The sequence below is a fragment of the Trueperella abortisuis genome (assembly GCF_030811095.1).
Lineage (GTDB): Bacteria > Actinomycetota > Actinomycetes > Actinomycetales > Actinomycetaceae > Trueperella > Trueperella abortisuis.
The window spans coordinates 1,271,549-1,293,518 of sequence record NZ_JAUSQL010000001.1 but is presented as its reverse complement, the minus strand read 5'-3'; the positions used below and the strand labels follow the sequence as shown (position 1 = coordinate 1,293,518).

Here is a 21,970-nt window from a genome sequence, read left to right as displayed (position 1 = left end):
TGTTGGCTCAGATCACACCTCGAAAGTGAGTGGTGAATTTTGCTCGGATCGCCTTCGGTGATAGATTCTTACCTGTTGCGAACGCACACCTGCGCGGGTGGCGGAATAGGCAGACGCGCTAGCTTGAGGTGCTAGTCCACGTATAGTGGGTGGGGGTTCAAGTCCCCCTCCGCGCACAGATGAGGCCGGTAGAGATACCGGCCTTTTTCGTTTCCGTATGGCACAGTGGAGTCATGGACGCTCGTACCCAGGTTTTCGCCATCATCGGTAATCCGGCACGCCACTCGAAATCGCCGGAGCTTCACAACGCCGTCTTTTCCCACCTCGGCATCAACGCGGTCTACGTGGCACACGAGGTCGACGACGCCGGGGCGGCGGTGGCGGCCATGCGCGTGTTGGGATACGCGGGGGCGAACGTCACGATGCCGTTCAAATCGGCCGTCATCGAGCACCTGGACTCGATCAGCGACGTCGCCCGCGAGATGAATGCCGTCAACACGATCACATTTCGGGACGGGCACGCTCGCGGGGACAACACCGACGGCGCCGGGCTGCTGAGCGAGATTGAAGCGGAGGGAACTTCGGTGGCGGGCAGTCACATTGTGCTGTTGGGGACGGGGGGAGCGGCGTCGTCGATCTGGACCCAAGCGGCGCTAGACGGCGCGGCGAGGGTGAGCGTGTTTAACCGCGCCAAGCCGGAGCTCGCCTCGATCCGCACCGCCCTCGACCGGCTTTCCACGCGTACCGGCTGTGCCCTGTCCCTGCACACCCTCGAGGCTGGCGGGCTGGAGGAAGCGTGCGCGGATGCGGACATCATCATCAACGCCACCTCGGTGGGGATGGGCCATCTCGCGGGTCAAACACTCGTTGACGCGAGATGGATCACGTCGGGCCACACGGTGGCGGACGTCGTCTACCACCCGCGCATCACCCGCCTCATCGCCGAGGCCCGCGCGGCTGGCGCGAAAACGGTGCCCGGTTTGCGGATGTTGCTCGGACAGGCGGCGATCGCGGAGAGGATATGGCTGGGCATTGACATGCCGATGGAGGTTGCCCGCCAGGCAGTCACGTCCTAAAAATCGGCCGGGCTTCGCTACGCTGTTGCTATGAAACCGTTCGCCTTCCTCGCGGCCCGGCCCTCCTTTGCGGCCGGCATCCGCCGTGACGAGTTCGCCGCGATCAAACGCGACGGGCGCCTTGCCGACTCCGACATCGTCTACCTTTCTCTTGAGGATCGCCCACAGATCGACGTCGGGGACTACGCGGGCTTTATCGTCTCCGGATCCCAGTACGGTTTCGGCGACCACGGCGCCGCCAAGACGACCGAGCAGATCGTCACGGAGGAGGTCCTCTTCGCGGTGGTCGAGGAGGCGCTGGCTGAGGACCTGCCCTTCCTCGGCCTGTGCTACGGACATCAGGCGATTGCGCTTGCGCTCGGCGGCACGCTGACCACGGACTACGGCGAGGAGCTGTCGACGATCAGTGTCAACCTCACCGACGACGGTCGCGCCGACCCGATCTTCTCCCTGCTGCCCGATTCGTTCCCGGCGATCGTGGGGCACGAAGACGCGGTTGGTCTTGTGCCGGCGAATACGGCGGTGCTGGCCTCCTCCGCGCTGTGTCCCGTGCAGGCGATTCGTTACGGAGACAACGTATACGGTGTGCAATTTCACCCCGAGATCGACGCGGTGAGTGTGGGGCTACGTCTTGATTACTACGGCGATGTTTACTTCGCCGCCGAAGAGGTGGACAGGGTGCGCGCGCAGACTACCAGCCATGACTATTCGGCGTGCGCCGCCCTGATCGGCGCCTTCGTGGAAAGGTATAGGAGATGACGTTGGAATTTGCGAACTCACCCAGGTCGAGTGTGGGAATCGAGTGGGAGCTCCAGCTCATCGACCGCGACTCGAATGATTTGCGTCAGGCGGCCGATACGGTCTTGGCGCTGGTGCGTCAGCTCGATGCAGACACTTCCATGATCCACGGGGAGATGATGCTCAACACCATCGAGCTCGTCTCGCGCCCGCATGAACGCGTGGGTCAGTGCGTGGCCGACCTACGCGAATGTCTCGACCTCCTCGAGCCGGTGGTCGAACCGATGCGTATCACGCTCGCCTCCTCGGGCACGCACCCTTTCGCCAACCCGGTCTACCAGCGCGTGACGGACACGGAGCGCTACGCTGAGCTGGTCAACCGCACCCGGTATTGGGGACGTCAAATGCTGCTGTTTGGTACCCACGTCCACGTGGGCATTGAGGACCGGGCCAAGGTGCTGCCAATCCTGCGCGCGGTGCTGACCCGCTTCGCCCATATCCAGGCGTTGACCGCCTCCTCGCCGTTTTGGAGCGGGAAGAACACCGGGTACGCCGACAATCGGGCGATGGTCTTCCAACAGCTGCCGACGGCTGGCGTGCCGCATCAATTCGAGCGGTGGTGTGACCTCGAAGAATACTATGCCGGCATGGTCAAGACGGGCGTCATCTCGAACTTCGACGAGGTGCGCTGGGATGTGCGACCCTCCCCGAAATTCGGCACGCTCGAGTTCCGCGTGGCGGACGCGGCCACGAACCTCGCGGAAATCGGGATGGTTGCCGCTCTTTCGCAATGTATGGTCGAGTACTTCTCGCGCCAACTTGACGCCGGGGAAGAGCTTCCCACCCTGCCCTCCTGGTTCGTGGACGAAAATAAGTGGCGCGCGGCCCGATACGGGATCGACGCGATCCTCATCCTTGACGAGGACGGCAACGAGGAGCAGGTGGGCCAGACCCTTGCGCGCACGGTGGACGAGCTCACCCCGATCGCTCAGGAGTTGGGGTGCTTGGAGGAGCTACAGATGGTCACCACCGTGCTCGAGCTCGGCGCTCCCTACCAGCGCCTGCTACGCGCCGGCTCCCACTTTGAACGTTCGAGGGAGGCGATCGTGGACTTCATGATCGCTGAGATGGCTGCCGGTCATCCGCTCAACCCAGACCTACGCGAGTTCGACGGGATCGCCGCCGCGGAGCAGAACCACGCCCAGGCGTACGATGTTACGGAGCCAGCGCCGTTTAGGACGGATCCGGCACCGTTTAAGGAGGAGAAATGACATATAGCGAAGCCCTCGAGATCGCCCGAACGCTCATCCGTTTCGACACCTCCAACGACGGGCGGGACGTCATTGAGAAGCCGGCGGCCGACTACGTCATGGACCTGCTCCACGAGGTCGGTCTCCAGCCGCACTACCTCGGCCCGACGCCCGGGCGCCCGTCGGTGGTGGTGCGCATCCCCGGCAAGAAGCGGGAGATCGAGGTTGACCCCGTGACGGGCGAACGCCGGGGCGCCGTCGTCATTCACGGGCACACGGACGTGGTGCCCGCGGTGGCGCGGGAATGGTCGGTGGACCCGTTTGGCGGCGTCGTCAAGGACGGTTTCCTGTGGGGTCGCGGCGCCGTGGACATGAAGAACATGGATGCGATGATCCTTGCCGTGGTGCGCGAGATTGCCTCCAGCGGCTACGTGCCGCCGCGTGACCTTATCATCGGCATGTTCGCCGACGAGGAGGCCGGCGGGCACCAGGGCTGCCGGTGGCTGGTAGAGAATCATCCGGAGCTGTTCGAGGGTGCCACGCACGCGATCTCCGAGGTCGGTGGCTACAACACGTACGTCAACGGCGAGCGCGTCTACTTGTTGCAGACGGGGGAGAAGGCCCTGACCTGGTACACCTTGGGCGCCGAAGGCAAGGCCGGTCACGGCTCCCAGGTCAACGGTGACAACGCCATCGCCAAGCTCTCTCGCGCGCTCGTGGCCATAGACTCGGAGCCCTGGCCGCTGATCCTGACCGACACCGTGACCAAGCTGTTGCGGGGCACTGCGGAGATCTCCGGGTTGCCCTTTGATCCGGAGGATGAGGCAAGCATCAACGCGCTCGTCGACGCACTCGGGCCGGCGAAGGCCTACGTGGGCGCGACCTTGCGCACGGGCTGCAACCTCACCTCCGTCAACGGCGGCTACATGGCCAATGTCATTCCAGCCAGTGCCGAGGCGACGGTGGACGTGCGCGCGATCCCGGGCACCGAGGAGGCGGTGGCGCGCCGGATCGAGGAGCTGACGGACGGCCTCGAGGTTGGCTGGCTGTCGAGCGCCAACGGGTATGAGTCCACCACGGAGGGCGCATTCGTTGAGGCGATGACGGACGCGGTGTTGGCGAATGACCCGCACGCGCACGTGCTTCCCTACCTGCTTTCGGCGGGCACGGACAACAAGGCGCTCGGCTCACTCGGCATCGACGGCTACGGGTTTTCGCCGGTACGCCTGCCGGAGGGTTTCGACTTCCCGGCGATGTTTCACGGGGTGGACGAACGCGTTCCGGTGGACTCGCTCAGCTTCGGCGCGCAGATCCTACGCGACTTTATCGAGCGGATCTAAAGATCGCCGAAGCACCTGTAAAGATGGTCGAAGGGTACTAAAAATCGGCCGCGTAAGCTAGGCTTCAAGCATGGCTAACGAAACACAAGCGGCATTCGATCGGCTCATCTTTGCTCTTCAGGAGTTCAACGCGGCGGCGATCTCAGCGCGGGATTCGGAAGATCCTTCCGTCTTAGCGGCGGCGAATGCGCTTGCCGACGCCTATACGGTCTACGACGACGCGCTCTACACCCAGTACGGCGTGGAGACGCCGCTCGACACGTACGACTATGACGAGCACGACGAGGATTACGACGACGACCTCGACGACGATTTCGATGATCGTTTCGAGGACTATGACGATGATGATGACGACCTGGAGGAGTTCAACCTTCAGGACTGACCTTTAGATCTCGGAGATCGCCTGCGCGACCGGCCCGGGTAGCGGGTTAATCGGCAGGGATAGTACCTGCTCGAACTGGGCGTGCGTGCGCGCGCCGATGAGCGCCGTCGTCACCTGCGGCTGGTCAAGGAGCCAGGCGAGCGAGACGTCGGCCGGGGTGCGTCCCAACCCGTCGGCGGCCTTGGCGACGGCCTCGACGGTGCGGCGCGGCTTGTCGGTGAGGTAAGGGTCCACGGTGGCGGACAGGTGTTCGGTGGCCGCGCGCGAGGTCGCGGGGATCGTGTGGCGGTATTTTCCGGTGAGCACGCCGCCGGCGAGCGGGGCCTGCGCGATGATTCCCAGGTCGAACTCGCGTGCGACGGCGGTCAGCTCCCCGCCCGGCTGGCGATGTAGCACCGAGTACTCGGCCCCGACCGCGGCAAGCCGCGGCAGGCGCAGATCTGCCAGGTATTGCGCGGCGCGGGCCACCCGCCACGCGGGATGATTAGCCAGACCGATGTAGCGCACGGCGCCGGACCTGACCATCTGTGCCAGGCTTTCCAACTGCTCTTCGATTGCGACCCGTGGGTCGGGCGCCGCCACCTGCAGAATGTCCACGTAGGTGGTGCCCAGCTCGGTGAGGGTGGCGTTGAGCGAGGAGGCCAGGGCCGAGTGGCCGCCGTTAAACCGCACCCCGTCGTCGTGATAAAACTCTCCAGCGTGGGCGATAACGACCACGTCGGAGCGATCTACGCCGCCGTCGAAGATCGATCCGAGTACCTGCTGTGCGAGGCCGTCGCCGTAGACGGGGGAGACATCGATCGTGGTGCCGCCGTGGTCGAGGAGGGCCGCGACCATCTTGGTGGCGTCCTCGACGTCGGTGTCGCGCCCCCAGGTCAGAGTGCCCAGGCCGAGGCTACCCATGCGCAGGCCGCTGCCGCCCAAAAACGTGTGCTTCATATCCCTGAGCCTAACCTACGATCCGGCCCGAACTGGTTTAGGCTTGGGCGCGTGGGTATTTTCGAAGCCATCATTTTAGGAATTGTTCAAGGGCTGACCGAGTTCCTGCCGATCTCCTCCTCGGCGCACCTGCGCATCGTGGGCGAGCTCTTTCCCTCGCTGGGAGATCCCGGCGTCACCTTCACGGCGGTAACTCAGATCGGCACCGAACTGGCGGTCCTCATCTACTTCAGGAAGGATATCTGGCGCATCATCACGCGTTGGGCCACGTCGCTGCCCGGCCGGTGGAAGCGCACGCCGTCCACCGATCCGGACGCCCGGATGGGGTGGATCGTCATCCTTGGCTCGATCCCGATCGTCGTCCTTGGCCTGCTACTCGAGACCTGGATCGACACCACATTCAGAAACCTTTACATCACGGCGCTCATGCTCGCCACCTTTGCGGTGCTGCTCGGCCTGGCCGATCGCTACGGTCGACGCCGGCTTAGCCTTGACCAGATGAGCCTGCGCGACGGCATCACGCTCGGTTTCGCCCAGGCTATGGCGTTGGTGCCGGGCGTGTCGCGCTCGGGCGGAACGATCACGGTGGGCCTCGCGCTCGGATATACGCGCGTGGCAGCCGCCCGCATCTCCTTCTTCCTTGCTGTCCCGGCCGTCCTTGGCTCGGGCTTTTATCGGCTTTTCACCGACGACGGCACCGGCCCCCAGGCTGGCGCTATGCCCACATTCGCGGCCACCGTGACGGCCTTCGTGGTGGGCTATGCCGTGATCGTTGGCTTCCTCAAGCTCGTGTCCACGAAGAGCTACCTGCCCTTTGTCGTCTACCGCCTCCTGCTGGCCGGCACGCTGGTCTTCCTGCTCGGCGCGGGAATCATGAGCGCGTAAGGAGCATTATGCCTCTGCCTTCCGGGATCCTGTTTGACATGGACGGGACCCTCACCGATACCGAGAAGCTCTGGTTCCAGGCGGAGACCGAGGTTTTGGGCGAGCTGGGCCGGCCCTGGCGTGCCGGAGACGAGATGGCCATCATCGGCCTCAACCTCATCGACGCCGCCACCCACCTGACCACCTCGCTTGAGATCGACATGGATCCGGCCGCCCTCGGCTGGATGCTGACCGAGCGCGTGGCGAAGATCGGCCGCGAGCACGGGATGCCCTGGCGCCCGGGCGCCTACGAGCTCCTTGAGCTGGTGGCCCACCTGGGGATACCGAGCGCGCTTGTGACCGCCTCCCACATCGCCTTCGCCCAACTCGCCCTAGAACAGGCCCCGGCCGGTACTCTTCAGGTGGCCGTCACCGGCGATCAGGTCAAGGTTGGCAAGCCCGACCCCGAGCCCTACCTACTGGCGGCCGTAAGGCTCGGCGTTCCGCCCGACCGCACGCTCGCCTTCGAGGACTCCGTGCACGGCCTGACCTCGGCGCTCGCCGCCGGTTGCGTGACGGTGGGGGTGCCGCTGAAGGTGGATATCTCCGGCGTGGCGGGCGTGACCCTGATCGATTCGCTGGTCGACGCCGACGAGGCCTTCCTCCGCTCGGTCATGGCCGAGGTACGCCCGGTCTAGCTGACCTGGCCCTGTCCCACCTCGGCTGTGAGCAGATCTTTCGCCCCCTGCTCGCTCATGGGCGGAGCCTGGTTACCGAAGGCCGGACACATGCTTTGGAAGTGACACCAGTTGCACAGCGGGCCCTTCTTCGCCTCGAAACCATCCTCGAGCCGGGCACGGATGCCCGACCACAGCGTGTCCACCTCCATGGCCAGCGCATCCACGTCGGCCGGCACGGGATCGTAGGTGAGCACCCGGCCGTCCTTGAGGTAGATGAGCTGCGTGCGGGTGGGTAGCGTTCCCTCGGCATAGTAGAGGGCGGCGCAGTAGAAGCGCATCTGAAATATCGCCTCGGCCTGGAAGCGCGGGGAGGGCGACTTGCCAGTCTTGTAATCGACCACCCGGATCTGGCCGCTTGGCGCGCGGTCGATCCTGTCGATGATTCCGCGGATCGCCAGACCCGAGGGCAGGGTTGCGTTAACGAACTCCTCGCGCGCAAAGGGCTCAAGGAAGACGGGATTTTCCAGCTTGAAGTAGTTCGCGATGAGCGGGCGGGCGGAGCCCAACCACTCCTGTAGCTCCTGATCGGAGGCGAACAGATCCCTCGCCGCGGGCTCCTTATCTAGGTGCGTGGACCAGACCGGATCGAGCAGCGACTGGGCGCGTTCGGGCGTGCGCTCAAGCGCGGGCGAGTCGTACAGGTGCTCGAGGACCGCGTGGACGATCGTGCCGCGCAGTGCCTCCACCGACGGTGGCTCGGGGAGCTTATCGATCACCCGAAAGCGAAACTTGAGCGGGCATGAGGAGAAATCCTTGGCCCGGGAGGGAGAGATGGCAGCGTGACGTTTCATGCTTCCTACCGTAGCGACTGCCTCCGACATTTTTCCGTAAGATGAATCCAATGAGTACCTATCCACATCCGCTCGGCGCCGACCGCCGCCGTGGCCCGTTCCGCGCCGGCGAGCGCGTCCAGCTCACCGACACCAAGGGGCGCAAGTACACCACGCTCCTCACTTTCGACGGCTACTTCCAGTCCCAGCGCGGCAACTTCCGCCACCGCGAGCTGATCGGCAAGCCGGAGGGGACAGTCTTTGAAACTGAGACCGGTCACATTCTTCAGGCGTTGCGCCCGCTTGTCGCTGACTACGTGCTCTCCATGCCGCGCGGCGCCACCCCGGTCTACCCCAAGGACGCCGGGCAGATTATCCAGCAAGGCGACGTTTTCCCCGGCGCCCGCGTATTCGAGGCCGGGGTGGGGTCGGGGGCCCTCTCCCTATCTCTACTCGCCGCGATCGGCCCCGGGGGCCACCTGACCTCCTGCGAACGTCGCCACGAGTTCGCCCAGATTGCAAGGGCTAACGTGGAGTCCTGGTACGGGCCGGCCCTTCCTCCGTGGGATCTTGTGGTGGGCGAGGCCGGCGATGCTCTCAACGAGATGGGGGAGGAGGCGCTCGACCACGTGGTGCTCGACATGCTCGCCCCCTGGGAGATCATCGAGCCGGCGGCTCGCGCGCTACGCTCGGGCGGCGTCGTTATCGGCTACGTCACGACGACGACGCAGCTGTCCCGCTTCGTAGAAAAGCTGCGCGACAGTCAATGCTTCACCGAGCCGGACGCGTTCGAGACCATGCTTCGCACGTGGCACCTCGACGGGTTGGCGGTGCGCCCAAACCATTCGATGGTCGGCCACACCGGCTTCCTCGTCGTCGCGCGCAGGATCGCTCGCGGCTCGGTACCGCTGGTCCGCACGCGCCGTCCGGCGCCGGCCGCGCGCCCCGACCTTCCCGAATGGGAAAACTGGGATCCGGCGGACCTGCCGGAGCGCGCGATCTCAGACAAGAAGCTCCGCAAGGTCCGCCGCGATGTGGCGCACCGCGCGGACGTGGAGGTTTCCGGATACTCGCAGGCGGGGGACAATAGTGAGAAGATGCGCCGCGAGTTGGACGAGGAGGCGGCTCAGCGCAACCGCCAACGAGAGGGAGAAAAGTGAGCGAGCAGGGAGAAATCTTCGGGCTACAGACCGCGATCGCCTCGCTCGAAGAGAAGAACGATCGACTGGCCAACGCCCTGCAAAAATCGCGCAAGCGGATCCAGGAGCTCTCCGAGCAGGTGGAAAAGCTCTCCGCGCCCCCGGGCTCCACGGCGACCTTCCTCGGAGCCAATTTCGAGCGTCACGAGGTCACGGCTATGGTGAATGGGCGCAAGATGATCCTGGCGGCCTCCACTCTCGTCGAGCTCGGCCGGATCCGTCCGGGCCAGGAGCTGTTGCTGAACGAGGCGCTCGTCGTCGTCGGCGTCACCACCTACGACCGCACGGGTGAAATCGTCACCGTCAAGCTCGTCATCGATTCCTCGCGTGCCCTCGTCCAGGTGCACGCCGACGACGAGCGGGTGCTGCGCATCTCCGGGCGCCTCCAGGACCAGGGGGTCCAGGTGGGTGACACGGTGTTGGCCGACCTGCGTGGCGGATTTATCCTCGAGCACGTCGAGCGTCCCGACGTCGAGCACCTGCTCCTGGAGGAGGTGCCGAACGTCTCCTATGAGGACATCGGCGGCCTGGACGCGCAGATCGTCCAAATCAAGGACTCGGTGGAACTGCCCTTCGAGCAACCCGAGCTCTACCGCGAGCACGGGCTCAAGCCGCCCAAGGGAGTCCTGCTTTACGGCCCGCCCGGCACGGGCAAGACCCTCATCGCTCGCGCGGTGGCAACCTCGCTGGCGGAAAAGATCTCCCGGCGCGACGGGCAGGCGAGGTCGCGCTCCTACTTCCTTAACATCAAGGGCCCCCAGCTGCTGGACAAGTACGTGGGCGAAACTGAGCGCCAGATCCGCGAGATTTTCTCCCGGGCACGCGACCGGGCGGCGTCCGGAATCCCGGTGGTCATCTTTTTTGACGAGATGGAGGCGCTCTTCCGCACCCGCGGCTCGGGCATCTCTTCGGACGTGGAGACCACCGTGGTTCCGCAGCTGCTGGCGGAGATCGACGGCGTGGAGCAGCTGGACAACGTCATCGTCATCGGTGCATCCAATCGTGAGGACATGATCGACCCGGCGATCCTGCGCCCCGGCCGCCTCGACATCAAGATCCGCATCGAACGGCCCAACCAGCACGGCGCGTGGGATATCATCCTCAAGTACCTCACGCCCAACCTGCCCATCCACCCCGACGAAATCGCGGCCCACGGCAGCGCCGAGGCGGCGGTGCGGGCGATGGCGAGGGCCACCGTGGAGCGGCTCTTTACCCGGGATGCGGACAACGAGTTCGTGGAGGTCTCCTACGCGGACGGTACCGCCGAGGTGCTGTACGTGTCAGACTTCGTCTCGGGCGCGATGCTTGCCGCGATCGTGGATCGGGCAAAGAAGCTAGCCATCAAGGACCTGCTTGCCACGGGCGAGCGCGGGATTCGCACCTCCCACATGCTGACGGCGCTCGCCGAGGAGATGCACGAGAACGAGGACCTGACCCAAATGACCAACCCAGACGAGTGGGCGCGCATCCACGGGCGCGGCTCGGGCAAGCGGGTGACGTTCGTCAAGCCACTGGTGTCTCGGAAGGTCGCGGCTGAGCCAGCGCCGACGCCGCAGCGGCCGGTGAGGGAATGGGACGGCGTCGTCAGAGAGGGACTGATATGAGCGTAAGGCGAGGTATCGGACTCGAGACCGAGTTCGGGATCACGGATGCGGGTAACCCGCAGGCCAACCCCATCGTGTTATCCACCGAGGTGGTGGACACCTATGGCGGGCGCGGCAGCGCGTCCGGTGGGGCCGGCGCGATCCGGTGGGACTACCATGGGGAGGACCCGCTCAACGACGCACGCGGCTACCGGCTCGACCGTGCCGCGGCGCATCCCTCGCTCCTGACCGACGACCCGTCGGCCCCCGCACCCTCGGGTGATGCGCTCGAGCGGGTGGCTCGCCCGTCGGAGGCGGAGTTAGCCCTGCCCCATGCTGCCAACGCAGTACTGACCAACGGCGCGCGCCTCTACGTCGACCACGCCCACCCCGAATACTCGGCCCCCGAGGTGGCCAACCCGCGCGAGGCGATCCTGTGGGATCGGGCCGGGGAATTCATCGCGGCCGAGGCCATGGACCTGCTGGGGGAGGCGGGTCGCCCCCTCGTCATCTACAAGAACAACGTGGACGGCAAGGGCGCCGCTTACGGCACGCACGAGAACTACGCGGTGGATCGGGCCCTCGATTTTTCGGACATCATCCGCTACATGACCCCGTTCTTCGTGACGCGCCCGATCCTGTGCGGGGCAGGACGCCTGGGGTTGGGGCAGAAGTCTCAACACCCCGGCTTCCAGATTTCGCAACGCGCGGACTACGTGGAGAACGACGCCGGGCTGGAGACCACCTTCAACCGTCCGATCATCAATACCCGCGACGAGCCGCACGCGGATGCCGCCCGCTACCGGCGCCTGCACGTGATCGGCGGGGACGCGAACCAGTTCGACGTGTCCAATCTGCTCAAGGTTGGCACCACCTCGCTCGTGCTGTGGATGCTTGAGCAGGAGGCGCTTCCCCTCGGTTTGGACTCGGCGATGCTGCTCTCGCCCGTGCGTGCCACGTGGGAGGTCTCCCACGATCCGAGCCTGACTCGGCGCATCGACATGCAGGACGGTTCGTCTCGCACCGCGATTGAGATTCAGCAGATCTACCTCGACGCCGTGCGCGAGGCTCTCGATGAGCACGGCGAGGCGGACTTTGACACCCGGGAGGTCCTCGCCACCTGGCAGGAGGTCCTCGACCTCTTGCGCGCCGACATTTTCGCCGCCTCGGGCAAGGTGGAGTGGGTGGCCAAGTATCAGATGCTTGAATCGATGCGCCGGCGTACCGGCGGCTCCTGGGACAACGACAAGCTGCGGGCCTTCGACCTGCAGTGGCACGACCTTCGCCCCGAGCGCTCCATCGTCAACCGGCTCGACCACGCCGGACGAATCGAACGTCTCTTCCAGCCTGAGCAGGTGATGTGGGCGGTACGCCACGCACCCGAGTCCACCCGCGCCTACCTGCGCGGCGGGCTCATTCGCCGGTTCCCGGATCGGGTGGCTGCGGCCGGCTGGGATGGGGTGACGCTGGATGTGCCTGGCTACGATTCGCTGGTGCGCATCCCGCTCATGCACCCGGAGCGGGCCACCCGCGACCTCGTGGGTGAGATCCTCGAGGGTGCCGATTCGGTTGAGGATTTCCTCGTGAGGCTGACCACGGCCTGAGCCGCGCGCGTCGTCCTAGAATGAGTCTGGAAAGGAAACTATGTCTGAACAACAGTTTATGCAGCCCCGCCGCCGCGAGGAGGACGAGGCCCAGGAGCTGCCCGAGGTGAGTGTGCCCGCGGCGGACTTCGACGTCGACGACCTGCTCGACGACATCGACTCCATCCTGGAGGAGAACGCCACGGGCTTCGTGCAGGGCTTCGTGCAAAAGGGTGGCCAGTGAAGCCTCGCCGGATCATGGGCATCGAGACCGAGTACGGCCTGCTGTATGCCTCCACCACCACGGGCGAGCCGCTCCTTGATGCCGAGGAGACCGCCCACCACCTCTTCGACCCGCTGCTGCATCGGGCCCGCTCCACGAACGCGTTCCTGCCCAATGGCGCCCGCCTCTATCTCGACGTCGGCGCGCATCCGGAGTACGCCACCGCCGAGTGTGACCAGCTTGCCGACTTGTTGGCCAACGACCGCGCAGGCGACGCGCTGTATGCCCAGATGGCGGCCGAGGCGGACCTCAAGCTTGAGGGCGGGCGGATCCACCTGTTTAAGAACAACCTCGACTCCTACGGCAACTCCTTCGGTTGCCACGAGAACTACCTCGTGCGGCGTCGGCGCGACTTCCGCCAGCGTATCGACAGCCTCATCCCATACTTCGTCACCCGCCAGATCATGGTCGGCGCCGGATACCTGCACGTGGGGCCGGAGGGCGCGAGCTACCGTATCTCCCAGCGCGCAGACAAGATGAACGACGCCGTCTCTGCCGCCACCACCCGCTCCCGTCCGATGATTAATACCCGCGACGAGCCGCATGGGGACGCCGAACTCTACCGGCGCCTGCACGTGATCGTGGGGGATTCGAACATGTCCGACTCCACCTGCGCGCTCAAGATGGGCGCCACGGAGGCGGTCCTCGACGCGGTGGAAGACGGGTTGCGCCTGCCTGACCGCGCGCTTGCCGACCCGGTCCGCTCGATTCGAGAGGTCAGCGCTGACACCTCGTGCCGGGCGGTGCTTGAGCTGGCCGATGGCACGACGATGCGGGCGATCGACATCCAGCGCGAGGTGCATGACCTCGTGCGCACCCACTTCGAGGACAACGGTTGGTTCCCCCTCGATCCGCTACGCTCCTACGTTTTCGACCTGTGGGGCCGCACGCTCGACGCTCTTGAGCGAGGCGAGCACGAGGCGCTCGCCAGCGAGATCGACTGGATTGCCAAGCGCAAACTGCTGGCGCGCCTCGCGCAACGGCTGGGTACCGGGCTCGACGACGCGCGGGTTCAGCGCCTCGATCTGGCCTGGCACGACATCACCGGAGCGGGGCTACGTACAAGGTTGGAGGCCGGCGGCGGGCTGAAGAAGCTCGTGTCCGATGAGGCGATCGTCGAGGCGATGGGCATTCCGCCGCAGACGACCAGGGCCAAGGTACGCGGCGACTTCGTTGCGCTGGCGATGGAGCACCGGCGCGACTACATGGTCGACTGGATGAACATCCGCTTGCTCGAGGACGTGGGCGCCCGTCAGGTTCTGCTCAAGGATCCGTTCAGCGCGGTCAGTGCCGAGGTCGAGGAGCTGATGGAGCTCATCGGTGAGTAGGCGGCGCCGAGTCGGGCTGGCGATCTTCACCGTCGTCTTGGGGCTCATGATCGGATTCGCGATCGCGAGTGCCCAGCACCGGATCACCGCATCGAGGGATCCTCTCTCTGTTGAGGTGGGCGGTAGCTTCGGTGCCTCCGTCGCCGTGGCCGTGACGGGCAAGGCGGACTTCGAGTTGGATGACGGCCTGGCCGAGATGACGACTACGCTCGAGATCGCCGGCGCGGGCCGCAAGATCGAGGAGGGCCGCCAGGTTCTGGCTCGGGTCAGCACCTTCTATCTTCGCCAGGACGGGCTGGTCGCGCAGACCGGCTCGCGCTATTACACCGGCTCTGCCGGCGCGGACACACTCGGATACTACGCAGATTCGGTCATCGGCCAGAGCGAGGGTAGTCGCATCGTGCTCCTTGAGCCCGAGACGCGACGTTCCGGCATCATCTCCGTCATCGATGTCCTGCCCACCGTTCTGCCCGGCGAGCCCTCCGACCTCGAAGCGGGAGGCGGCCTGCCCGGCGTCAGTACGGACGGGGCCGGTCGCCCCGTCGTCGTCGGCCCTGGCGGAGAGGCGGCATCCCTGCGCGAAGCGACGATGATTCAGGGCGGCGGAGCGCAGGTCGAGGCGGGGGACACGATCGTCGTCAACTACCTGCTGGTCGCGCCCGACGGCAGCGTCACGGAGAACACGTGGGAGGCGCCGGCTCCCGTGGTCGTGACCGTCAACGACGTCTTCGATGGGCTTCGCGCCGGCCTCGAGGATGCCCGAGTGGGCTCGCGCCTCGTGCTGGCGATCCCCGCGGGGATGGCGCAAGGGGATACGGACGTGGGCATCATTATCGACGTGCTGGCCAAGATCAACGAAGAATGACGTCGTTGCGCCGGTGCGAGGGGAACTCCTTGAGTAACGCCTCCTCCTGGTGCGCCCACACCTCCCAGTGCTCCGACCAGTCGTAGGGGTCGCGGGTGCGCACCCGCTCCCGACGCACCGAGGCGGGGGCCTCCAGCCACACCGTGAGATCCAGATACTCGCGCACCTGTGCGGAGGTCGATCCGCAGCCGACGATGAGCACGACGTCGGCCTCGCCCGTGCCGGGGATTCTCACGGTCTCGCCCCAGGATGACGTATGCCAGTCCCAGGGGCGGGCGTGCGCGTGGCCGCGCCTGCGTAGATCCCGCGCCAGCGCGCCAACCTTGCCGATGTCGGCGAGGAGAGCATCCCAGCCTCCAATGAAGAGCTCCACCTCCACGATCTCTACGCGTCGCTCGACCAGCTCGGCGCCGAGCGCGTGGGCGAGGGTCGACTTGCCTGAGCCAGAGCGGCCGTCGATCCCGACCAGGTATCGTCCGGAGCCGATCGAACCGACGAGGAGTCGGGCGTGGGCGATGTTCGCTAGGTGGTCCTTCACGGCTCACATCCTAAATCGCGCTACGATGGACGGGCAACGAAAGGAGTGGCATGGGCGTAGCAATCAGGGTCATTCCGTGCCTGGACGTCTCGCATGGTCGCGTGGTCAAGGGCGTCAATTTTGAGAACTTGAAGGATGCCGGGGATCCGGTTGAGCTGGCGAGTCGCTACAGCCAGATGGGCGCCGACGAGGTCACTTTCCTCGACGTCTCAGCCTCGGTCGAAGAGCGCGGGACGATGATCGACGTCGTGAAGAAGACGGCCGCCGAGGTCTTCGTGCCGTTGACGGTCGGCGGCGGCGTGCGATCCGTGCAAGACGTGCGCGCGTTGCTTGAGGCCGGCGCAGACAAGGTGGGGATCAACACCGCCGCGCTCGCCCGCCCCGAGCTCCTGTCCGAGGTGGCGAGCCAGTTCGGCAACCAGGTCATCACCCTCTCCGTGGACGCGCGGCGCGCGGTCGCAATGCCCTCCGGCTTCGAGGTCACCACCCATGGCGGCACGCGCAGCGCCGGGGTCGACGCCGTGGAGTGGGCCGTGCGCACCGCGCAGCTCGGCGCGGGGGAGATCCTGCTCAACTCCATGGACGCGGACGGGACTACCGACGGTTTTGACCTGGAGCTCATCGAGAAGGTGCGCGGCGCCGTCGCCGTGCCGCTCATCGCCTCCGGCGGGGCCGGCACCGCACAGCACTTCGTCGACGCCGTCAAGGCTGGCGCCGACGCGGTCCTCGCCGCCTCCGTGTTCCACTTTGCCACCCTGACCATCCGCGAGGTCAAGGAGGCACTCGCCGCAGCAGGCATTGAGGTACGCCTGTGAACGAACGCGTGAAGTTTGACGATAAGGGCCTGGTGCCGGCGATCATCCAAGAGGAGGGCACGGGGGAGGTCCTCATGCTCGGCTACATGGACGACCTCGCTCTCGAGCGAACTCTGACCACCGGGCGGGTCTGGTTTTGGTCGCGCTCCCGTCAGGAATACTGGCGCAAGGGTGATACCTCCGGGGCGATCCAGTTGGTCAAGAGCGTCGCGGTGGACTGCGACGGCGACACGGTCCTGGTCCGTGTCCACCAGCGTGGGGCGGCCTGCCACACGGGTGAGCGCAGCTGCTTCCTTGCCGGGGGAGAGTTACCCGTGACGATCCCCGACCACGTCGAGGGCCAGTGAGACTCCCTTTTCGTGACCGGCCTCAACGCCGGTAGAGTGGAGGCAAGGGAAGGATGAACCATGACTGTGCTCGATGACATTATCGCTGGTGTGCGCATCGACCTCGCCAAACGCGAGGCTGCCGTCAGCCTCGACGAGCTGAAGGAACGCGCCGCGAAGGTGCCCAGCCCACGCAACGCGATGAGCGCGCTCAAGCCCAACGATCACCACAGCGTGCAGGTCATCGCGGAGGTCAAGCGCAAGTCGCCGTCCAAGGGCGCGCTGGCCGACATCCCGGACCCGGCCTATCTCGCCGGCCTGTACGAGGAGGGCGGTGCGGCCGTGATCTCGGTGCTGACCGAGGAGCGCCGCTTCAACGGCACGCTGGCGGACCTGGACGCGGTGCGCGCTCGGGTTGAAATTCCGGTGCTGCGTAAGGACTTTATCGTCACGCCATACCAGGTGTGGGAGGCGCGCGCCCACGGCGCCGACCTGGCGCTTATCATCGTGGCGGCGCTGGAGGACACGGTGCTGACCTCGCTCATCGAGCGCGTCCACTCCCTTGGAATGACGGCGCTCGTCGAAGCGCATAGCCGCACCGAGGCGCTGCGCGCGCTCGATGCCGGGGCGCAAGTGATCGGCATCAACGCCCGCAACCTCAAGACCCTCAAGGTTGACATGCACACCTTCGACGAGGTGGTCGACGTCGTCCCCGATTCGGTGATCCGCGTGGCAGAGTCCGGTGTTGCCTCCGCCCAGGACATGCTCAACTATGCCCGTTCCGGAGCCGACGCGGTACTGATGGGCGAGGTGCTCGTGACGAACGGGAATCCGCGCCAGACGGTACGGGACATGGTGGCCGCCGGCCAACACCCCTCTCTATATTCGATCTAAGAGGACAGAAATGCGACTAGCTCAGGTACAGGGACCCTATTTTGACGAGTTCGGGGGCCGCTTCATCCCCGAGGCGCTTGTGAAAGCGCTTTCCGAGCTGGAGCAGGCGTGGTTGGCCCTGCGGCAGGACCCGGACTTCAACGCCGAGCTCGACCACCTACACCGCACCTACTCGGGCAGACCCTCCATCATCACGGAGGCACCCCGCTTCGGCGCGCAATACTGTGGGGGCGCCCGAATCATTTTGAAGCGCGAGGACCTCAACCACACGGGTAGCCACAAGATCAACAATGTGCTCGGCCAGGCCCTCCTCACTCGCACGCTCGGCAAGAAGCGCGTGATCGCGGAGACCGGAGCGGGCCAGCACGGGGTGGCTACCGCGACTGCGGCCGCGCTCCTCGGGTTGGAATGCACGGTGTACATGGGGGCCAAGGACGCCCGACGCCAGGCTCTCAATGTGGCCCGCATGGAGCTACTGGGCGCGAAGGTCGTGGCAGTGGACAACGGCTCGAAGACGCTCAAGGACGCGATTAACGAAGCCTTCCGCGATTGGGTGACGAACATCGATTCCACCAACTACATCTTCGGTACGGCCGCCGGGCCGCACCCGTTCCCAACCCTCGTGCGCGATCTGCAAAAGATCATCGGAGAGGAGGCCCGCGCCCAGATCCTGGAGCTGACGGGCGAACTGCCCGACGCCGTCGTGGCGTGCGTGGGCGGCGGATCGAACGCGATCGGCATGTTTAACGCCTTCCTCGACGACCCCACGGTTCGCCTGGTCGGCGGCGAGGCCGGCGGCGAGGGCGTTGCCACCGGGCGACACGCGGCGTCCATCACCCAGGGCGACGTCGGCGTGCTACACGGCTCGAAGACGTACGTGCTTCAGGATGAGGACGGCCAGACGATCGAGTCCACCTCGATCTCGGCGGGCCTGGACTACCCCGGAGTCGGCCCTGAGCACGCCTGGCTCGCGCGCAGCGGCCGCGCCGAGTACTGGCCCATCAACGACGACGAGGCGATGGAGGCCTTCCGGGCGCTGTCGCGTACCGAGGGCATCATCCCGGCCATCGAATCCGCCCACGCCCTCGCCGTCGCGATGAAGCTCGGCAAGGAAGCGGCCGCGAAGGGCGAGAAGATCACGATCGCCGTCTCGCTCTCCGGGCGCGGCGATAAGGACATGGAGACGGCAATGACGTATTTCGACCTGGCCAAGGAGAACGCATGATGTACGCGGCAGACAAGATCGACCAGGCTCGGGCGGCGGGCCACGCCGCATTCATCGCCTACCTGTCAGCGGGATACCCGGACGTGGACCTCTCCATCGAGGCGGCGCGGGCCGTCGTCGATGCGGGTGCGGACGTCATTGAGGTGGGCTTTCCCTATTCGGATCCGACCATGGACGGGCCGATTATCCAGGAGTCGGGCACGAAGGCGCTCGAGCGCGGTCTGCGGCGCTCGGACGTGTTCAAGATGGTCGAGGCCGTCGCGGAGTCGGGCGCGGCCGCCCTCGTCATGTCCTACTACAACCCGATCTTCCGCTACGGCGTGGACAACTTCGCCCGCGACCTCGCCAACGCCGGCGGCGCCGGCCTGATCATCCCCGACATCATCGTCGAGGAGAGCGGGGAGTGGATCGAGGCCTCGAACAAGTATGACCTGGAGCGCATCTTCCTCGTTGCGCCCTCGTGTACCGACGAACGGCTACGGATTAATGCCCAGGCCGCGCGCGGCTTCGTCTACGCCGCCTCGCGCATGGGTGTGACCGGCCTGCGTGCCACGCTCTCCTCCGACGCGGAGTCGCTGGTGGCACGTACGCGCGCGGCGGGTGCCAAGAACGTCTGTGTCGGCATCGGGGTCTCCACCCACGACCAGGCGGTTGAGGTGGCCCAGTTCGCCGACGGCGTCATCGTTGGTTCGGCCATCATCCGCGCGTTGCTAGAGAACGAGGGCGACCGCGAGGCGAGCCTGCGCCGCGTGCGTGAGGTCGCGACGGACATCGCCATCGGCGCCCATACCCCGAGGGAGAAGTAGTGCTCACCGCCATTCCGTCACCGTCTATCAACGTGATCCCGCTCGGCCCGGTGTCCATCCACTTCTACGCCCTCGCCATCCTGGCCGGTATCCTTGCGGCCTGGAAGATCGGCGATCGGCGTTACGTGCGCTGGGGCGGCCCAGAGGATGTTTCCATCGACGTGGCGGTGTGGATGGTGCTGTTTGGCATCGTGGGCGCCCGGATCTACCACGTCATCACCACCCCGGACCCGTACTGGGGACCGAACGGCGACCCCCTCAAGGCCCTGCGGATCTGGGAGGGCGGTCTCGGCATCTGGGGTGGCATTGCCGCGGGGGCGGTCGGCGGTTTCATTGCGCTTCACCGGCGCGGTCTGCGTTTTGCGCCTTTCGCCGACGCCGTAGCGCCGGGCGTCCTCATCGCCCAGGCGGTCGGCCGCTTTGGCAACTACTTTAACCAGGAACTCTTCGGCGGCCCGACGGATCTACCGTGGGGACTGAGGATCGACGATGCCCACCTGCCCGCCGGCTACCCCTCGGGCACGCTCTTCCACCCCACTTTCCTCTATGAGGCGATCTGGTGCGTGGCTATGGCCGGGATCCTGCTTGCCCTGGAGAAGAAGTTCCGTTTCAAGGGTGGGCAGACCACGCTCATGTACGTCATCCTCTACGTGCTGGGCCGGGTTTGGATTGAGAACATGAGGATCGACACGGCCCAGATCGTCTGGGGGCTGCGGCTGAACGTGTGGACCTCGCTCATCGTGCTCGTGGCGGCGGTCCTCATCTTCCTCGTGTTGACCAAGCTACGCCGAAGCAATCCCGGGCTTGGCGAGGTCTATCTTCCGGGTAAGGATCCCGAAGCCGCGGACGGCGTCGTCGTTCCAGCTGCCGAACACGCTGAGAGCGAGGAAGGCGATCCGGCCCAAGCGCCGACGAACGAGTAACCTGACACGATGAGTCATGGGTCTTCGAAGCTGGCCTTCATCGGGTAGGATGGGGGTCATGCGCAGAGCGAAGATTGTATGTACGCTAGGTCCGGCCACCGACACCAAGGAACGAATCGTCGAACTTGTCAAGGCGGGCATGAACGTTGCCCGCATTAACGCCTCTCACGGCTCGCATGCTGAGCATGAGCAGCGCATTGACATGGTGCGCGAGGCGGCTGAAGAGCTCGGGCAGGCGGTGGCGATCCTCGTCGACCTCCAGGGGCCGAAGATCCGCCTCGGCACCTTCGAGTCCGGCCCGGTCCTCCTCGAGCAGGGCGACATCTTCACGATCACCACGGAGGATGTGCCGGGTGACAAGGACCTGGTCTCCACCACGTTCAAGGGTCTTCCTGGCGACTGCAGCCCGGGGGACCTGATCCTCATCGATGACGGCAAGGTGCAGGTTCGCGTCCTGTCCGTTGACGGCCCGGAGGTCAAGACCGAGGTCATCATCGGCGGAACTGTCTCGAACAACAAGGGCGTTAACCTCCCCGGCGTTGCGGTATCCGTGCCGGCCCTGTCGGAGAAGGACAAGGTCGACCTCGAGTGGGCGCTCAATTATGGCGCCGACATCTGCGCGCTGTCCTTCGTGCGCACGGCGGAGGACGTCAAGGACGTCCACGCGATCATGGACATGGTCGGCCGCCGCATCCCGGTCATCGCAAAGATCGAGAAGCCGCAGGCTGTCACCGCCCTGAACGAGATCGTCTCCGCGTTTGACGGCATCATGGTTGCCCGCGGCGACCTCGGCGTCGAGCTCCCGCTCCAGCAGGTGCCGATCGTGCAGAAGCGTGCCATCTCCATCGCGCGCCGCGAGGCCAAGCCGGTGATTGTTGCCACCCAGGTGCTCGAGTCGATGATCACTTCGCCCACGCCGACGCGCGCCGAGACCTCCGACTGCGCGAATGCCATCCTCGACGGTGCGGACGCGGTCATGCTTTCGGGCGAGACCTCGGTGGGCAAGTACCCGATCGCGTGCGTGCAGACGATGGCCTCGATCATCCAGTACACCGAGGAACACGGGCTGGAGTCGATCCCGAAGATCGGTAACCTTCACCGCACCCGCAACGGTGTTATCACCCGTTCGGCGATGGATATCGGGGAGGCCCTGGGCGTGAAGTACCTGGCGGTGTTCACCTCCTCGGGCCAGACGGCTCGGCGTATGGCCCGACTGCGTGCGCGTATCCCGCTGCTGGTCTTCACGCCGAGCAACGACATCCGCCAGCAGCTCGCCCTGACATGGGGAACGCAGACGATCATCGTGCCCGAGGTGGAGGACACCGACCACATGATCGAGCAGGTCGATCATGCCCTGCGTGATCGTGGTTTTGCCGTGGACGGCGACCGCGTCGTCGTCGTGTCAGGCATGCCTGCGGGCAAGGTCGGATCGACCAACACGATCCGCGTCCACAAGATGGGCGAGACATTCTCTTCGGTGATGTGACGAATGTCCTCGTATTA

Annotated in this window: 23 protein-coding genes and 1 tRNA gene; 21 read left to right on the top strand and 3 right to left on the bottom strand. The window is 65.6% G+C overall.

Annotated elements, in window-relative coordinates:
- Positions 1-91: 91 nt before the first annotated feature.
- The 6 genes from J2S45_RS05725 to J2S45_RS05700 all read left to right on the top strand — a co-directional run bounded on the left by J2S45_RS05725 (position 92) and on the right by J2S45_RS05700 (position 4,786).
- A tRNA-Leu gene (locus tag J2S45_RS05725) sits at positions 92-176 on the top strand.
- A gap of 57 nt (positions 177-233) precedes the next feature.
- Complete coding sequence (aroE, locus tag J2S45_RS05720; RefSeq protein WP_307634805.1) at positions 234-1,076, top strand: shikimate dehydrogenase; 843 nt, start codon at positions 234-236, stop codon at positions 1,074-1,076.
- Positions 1,077-1,106: 30 nt separating this feature from the next.
- Positions 1,107-1,835 carry a glutamine amidotransferase-related protein gene (locus tag J2S45_RS05715; protein ID WP_307634804.1) on the top strand — a complete coding sequence of 243 codons (729 nt, stop codon included), beginning with the start codon at positions 1,107-1,109 and terminating at the stop codon, positions 1,833-1,835.
- Positions 1,832-3,085: a glutamate--cysteine ligase gene (locus J2S45_RS05710; protein WP_307634803.1), complete on the top strand. Its 1,254-nt coding sequence runs from the start codon at positions 1,832-1,834 to the stop codon at positions 3,083-3,085. Before J2S45_RS05715 ends, J2S45_RS05710 begins: the two co-directional genes overlap by 4 nt.
- Complete coding sequence (locus J2S45_RS05705; RefSeq protein WP_296929153.1) at positions 3,082-4,404, top strand: M20/M25/M40 family metallo-hydrolase; 1,323 nt, start codon at positions 3,082-3,084, stop codon at positions 4,402-4,404. The genes J2S45_RS05710 and J2S45_RS05705 overlap by 4 nt, the downstream gene beginning before the upstream one ends.
- A gap of 70 nt (positions 4,405-4,474) precedes the next feature.
- Entirely contained in the window at positions 4,475-4,786 is a 312-nt protein-coding gene (locus J2S45_RS05700) for a DNA primase (protein WP_307634802.1), read from the top strand.
- Positions 4,787-4,789: 3 nt separating this feature from the next.
- On the opposite strand, the gene J2S45_RS05695 is transcribed toward J2S45_RS05700, so the two are convergent.
- Positions 4,790-5,725: an aldo/keto reductase gene (locus J2S45_RS05695; RefSeq protein WP_307634801.1), complete on the bottom strand. Its 936-nt coding sequence runs from the start codon at positions 5,723-5,725 to the stop codon at positions 4,790-4,792.
- 51 nt (positions 5,726-5,776) lie between these two features.
- On the opposite strand from J2S45_RS05695, the gene J2S45_RS05690 reads away from it, so the two are divergent.
- Positions 5,777-6,610: an undecaprenyl-diphosphate phosphatase gene (locus tag J2S45_RS05690; protein WP_307634800.1), complete on the top strand. Its 834-nt coding sequence runs from the start codon at positions 5,777-5,779 to the stop codon at positions 6,608-6,610.
- Between the two features lie 8 nt (positions 6,611-6,618).
- Entirely contained in the window at positions 6,619-7,287 is a 669-nt protein-coding gene (locus J2S45_RS05685; protein WP_307634799.1) for an HAD family hydrolase, read from the top strand.
- Here the strand turns inward: J2S45_RS05685 and J2S45_RS05680 are convergent.
- On the bottom strand, positions 7,284-8,120 hold the full coding sequence (locus J2S45_RS05680) for a RecB family exonuclease (protein WP_296929147.1): 837 nt from the start codon (positions 8,118-8,120) through the stop codon (positions 7,284-7,286). The two genes, J2S45_RS05685 and J2S45_RS05680, sit on opposite strands and share 4 nt — an antisense overlap.
- A gap of 50 nt (positions 8,121-8,170) precedes the next feature.
- Between J2S45_RS05680 and J2S45_RS05675 the strand changes: the two genes are divergently transcribed.
- From J2S45_RS05675 to J2S45_RS05650, 6 genes are read left to right on the top strand one after another with little or no spacing between them, the layout of a single operon-like run.
- Positions 8,171-9,259, top strand: a complete 1,089-nt coding sequence (locus J2S45_RS05675; RefSeq protein ID WP_307634798.1) for a tRNA (adenine-N1)-methyltransferase — start codon at positions 8,171-8,173, stop codon at positions 9,257-9,259.
- Complete coding sequence (gene arc, locus J2S45_RS05670) at positions 9,256-10,902, top strand: proteasome ATPase (protein WP_296929144.1); 1,647 nt, start codon at positions 9,256-9,258, stop codon at positions 10,900-10,902. The genes J2S45_RS05675 and arc overlap by 4 nt, the downstream gene beginning before the upstream one ends.
- Positions 10,899-12,485: a depupylase/deamidase Dop gene (gene dop, locus J2S45_RS05665; protein WP_307634797.1), complete on the top strand. Its 1,587-nt coding sequence runs from the start codon at positions 10,899-10,901 to the stop codon at positions 12,483-12,485. Before arc ends, dop begins: the two co-directional genes overlap by 4 nt.
- A gap of 40 nt (positions 12,486-12,525) precedes the next feature.
- Positions 12,526-12,708 carry a ubiquitin-like protein Pup gene (locus J2S45_RS05660; RefSeq protein WP_270974613.1) on the top strand — a complete coding sequence of 61 codons (183 nt, stop codon included), beginning with the start codon at positions 12,526-12,528 and terminating at the stop codon, positions 12,706-12,708.
- Positions 12,705-14,075 carry a Pup--protein ligase gene (pafA, locus tag J2S45_RS05655; RefSeq protein ID WP_307634796.1) on the top strand — a complete coding sequence of 457 codons (1,371 nt, stop codon included), beginning with the start codon at positions 12,705-12,707 and terminating at the stop codon, positions 14,073-14,075. The genes J2S45_RS05660 and pafA overlap by 4 nt, the downstream gene beginning before the upstream one ends.
- The gene (locus J2S45_RS05650; RefSeq protein WP_307634795.1) at positions 14,068-14,940 is read left to right on the top strand and encodes an FKBP-type peptidyl-prolyl cis-trans isomerase; all 873 of its coding nucleotides are present in this window, start codon (positions 14,068-14,070) and stop codon (positions 14,938-14,940) included. Before pafA ends, J2S45_RS05650 begins: the two co-directional genes overlap by 8 nt.
- Here the strand turns inward: J2S45_RS05650 and J2S45_RS05645 are convergent.
- On the bottom strand, positions 14,927-15,478 hold the full coding sequence (locus J2S45_RS05645; RefSeq protein WP_296929135.1) for a nucleoside/nucleotide kinase family protein: 552 nt from the start codon (positions 15,476-15,478) through the stop codon (positions 14,927-14,929). The genes J2S45_RS05650 and J2S45_RS05645 overlap by 14 nt on opposite strands.
- A 50-nt stretch (positions 15,479-15,528) precedes the next feature.
- Between J2S45_RS05645 and hisF the strand changes: the two genes are divergently transcribed.
- From hisF to pyk, 7 genes are read left to right on the top strand one after another with little or no spacing between them, the layout of a single operon-like run.
- Complete coding sequence (gene hisF / locus J2S45_RS05640; RefSeq protein WP_270974609.1) at positions 15,529-16,293, top strand: imidazole glycerol phosphate synthase subunit HisF; 765 nt, start codon at positions 15,529-15,531, stop codon at positions 16,291-16,293.
- A complete protein-coding gene (gene hisI, locus J2S45_RS05635; RefSeq protein ID WP_296929132.1) occupies positions 16,290-16,640 on the top strand; it encodes a phosphoribosyl-AMP cyclohydrolase in 351 nt (116 codons plus the stop codon). The genes hisF and hisI overlap by 4 nt, the downstream gene beginning before the upstream one ends.
- Before the next feature lie 60 nt (positions 16,641-16,700).
- Positions 16,701-17,513: an indole-3-glycerol phosphate synthase TrpC gene (gene trpC / locus J2S45_RS05630; RefSeq protein WP_270974607.1), complete on the top strand. Its 813-nt coding sequence runs from the start codon at positions 16,701-16,703 to the stop codon at positions 17,511-17,513.
- A 10-nt stretch (positions 17,514-17,523) separates the two neighbouring features.
- Complete coding sequence (trpB, locus tag J2S45_RS05625) at positions 17,524-18,738, top strand: tryptophan synthase subunit beta (RefSeq protein ID WP_296929130.1); 1,215 nt, start codon at positions 17,524-17,526, stop codon at positions 18,736-18,738.
- Positions 18,735-19,544: a tryptophan synthase subunit alpha gene (gene trpA, locus J2S45_RS05620; protein ID WP_307634794.1), complete on the top strand. Its 810-nt coding sequence runs from the start codon at positions 18,735-18,737 to the stop codon at positions 19,542-19,544. The genes trpB and trpA overlap by 4 nt, the downstream gene beginning before the upstream one ends.
- Positions 19,544-20,467 carry a prolipoprotein diacylglyceryl transferase gene (gene lgt / locus J2S45_RS05615; protein WP_296929127.1) on the top strand — a complete coding sequence of 308 codons (924 nt, stop codon included), beginning with the start codon at positions 19,544-19,546 and terminating at the stop codon, positions 20,465-20,467. Before trpA ends, lgt begins: the two co-directional genes overlap by 1 nt.
- 58 nt (positions 20,468-20,525) lie before the next feature.
- Positions 20,526-21,953 (top strand): pyruvate kinase, encoded by a 1,428-nt coding sequence (pyk, locus tag J2S45_RS05610; protein ID WP_307634793.1) that lies wholly within the window; start codon positions 20,526-20,528, stop codon positions 21,951-21,953.
- Positions 21,954-21,970 lie beyond the last annotated feature (17 nt).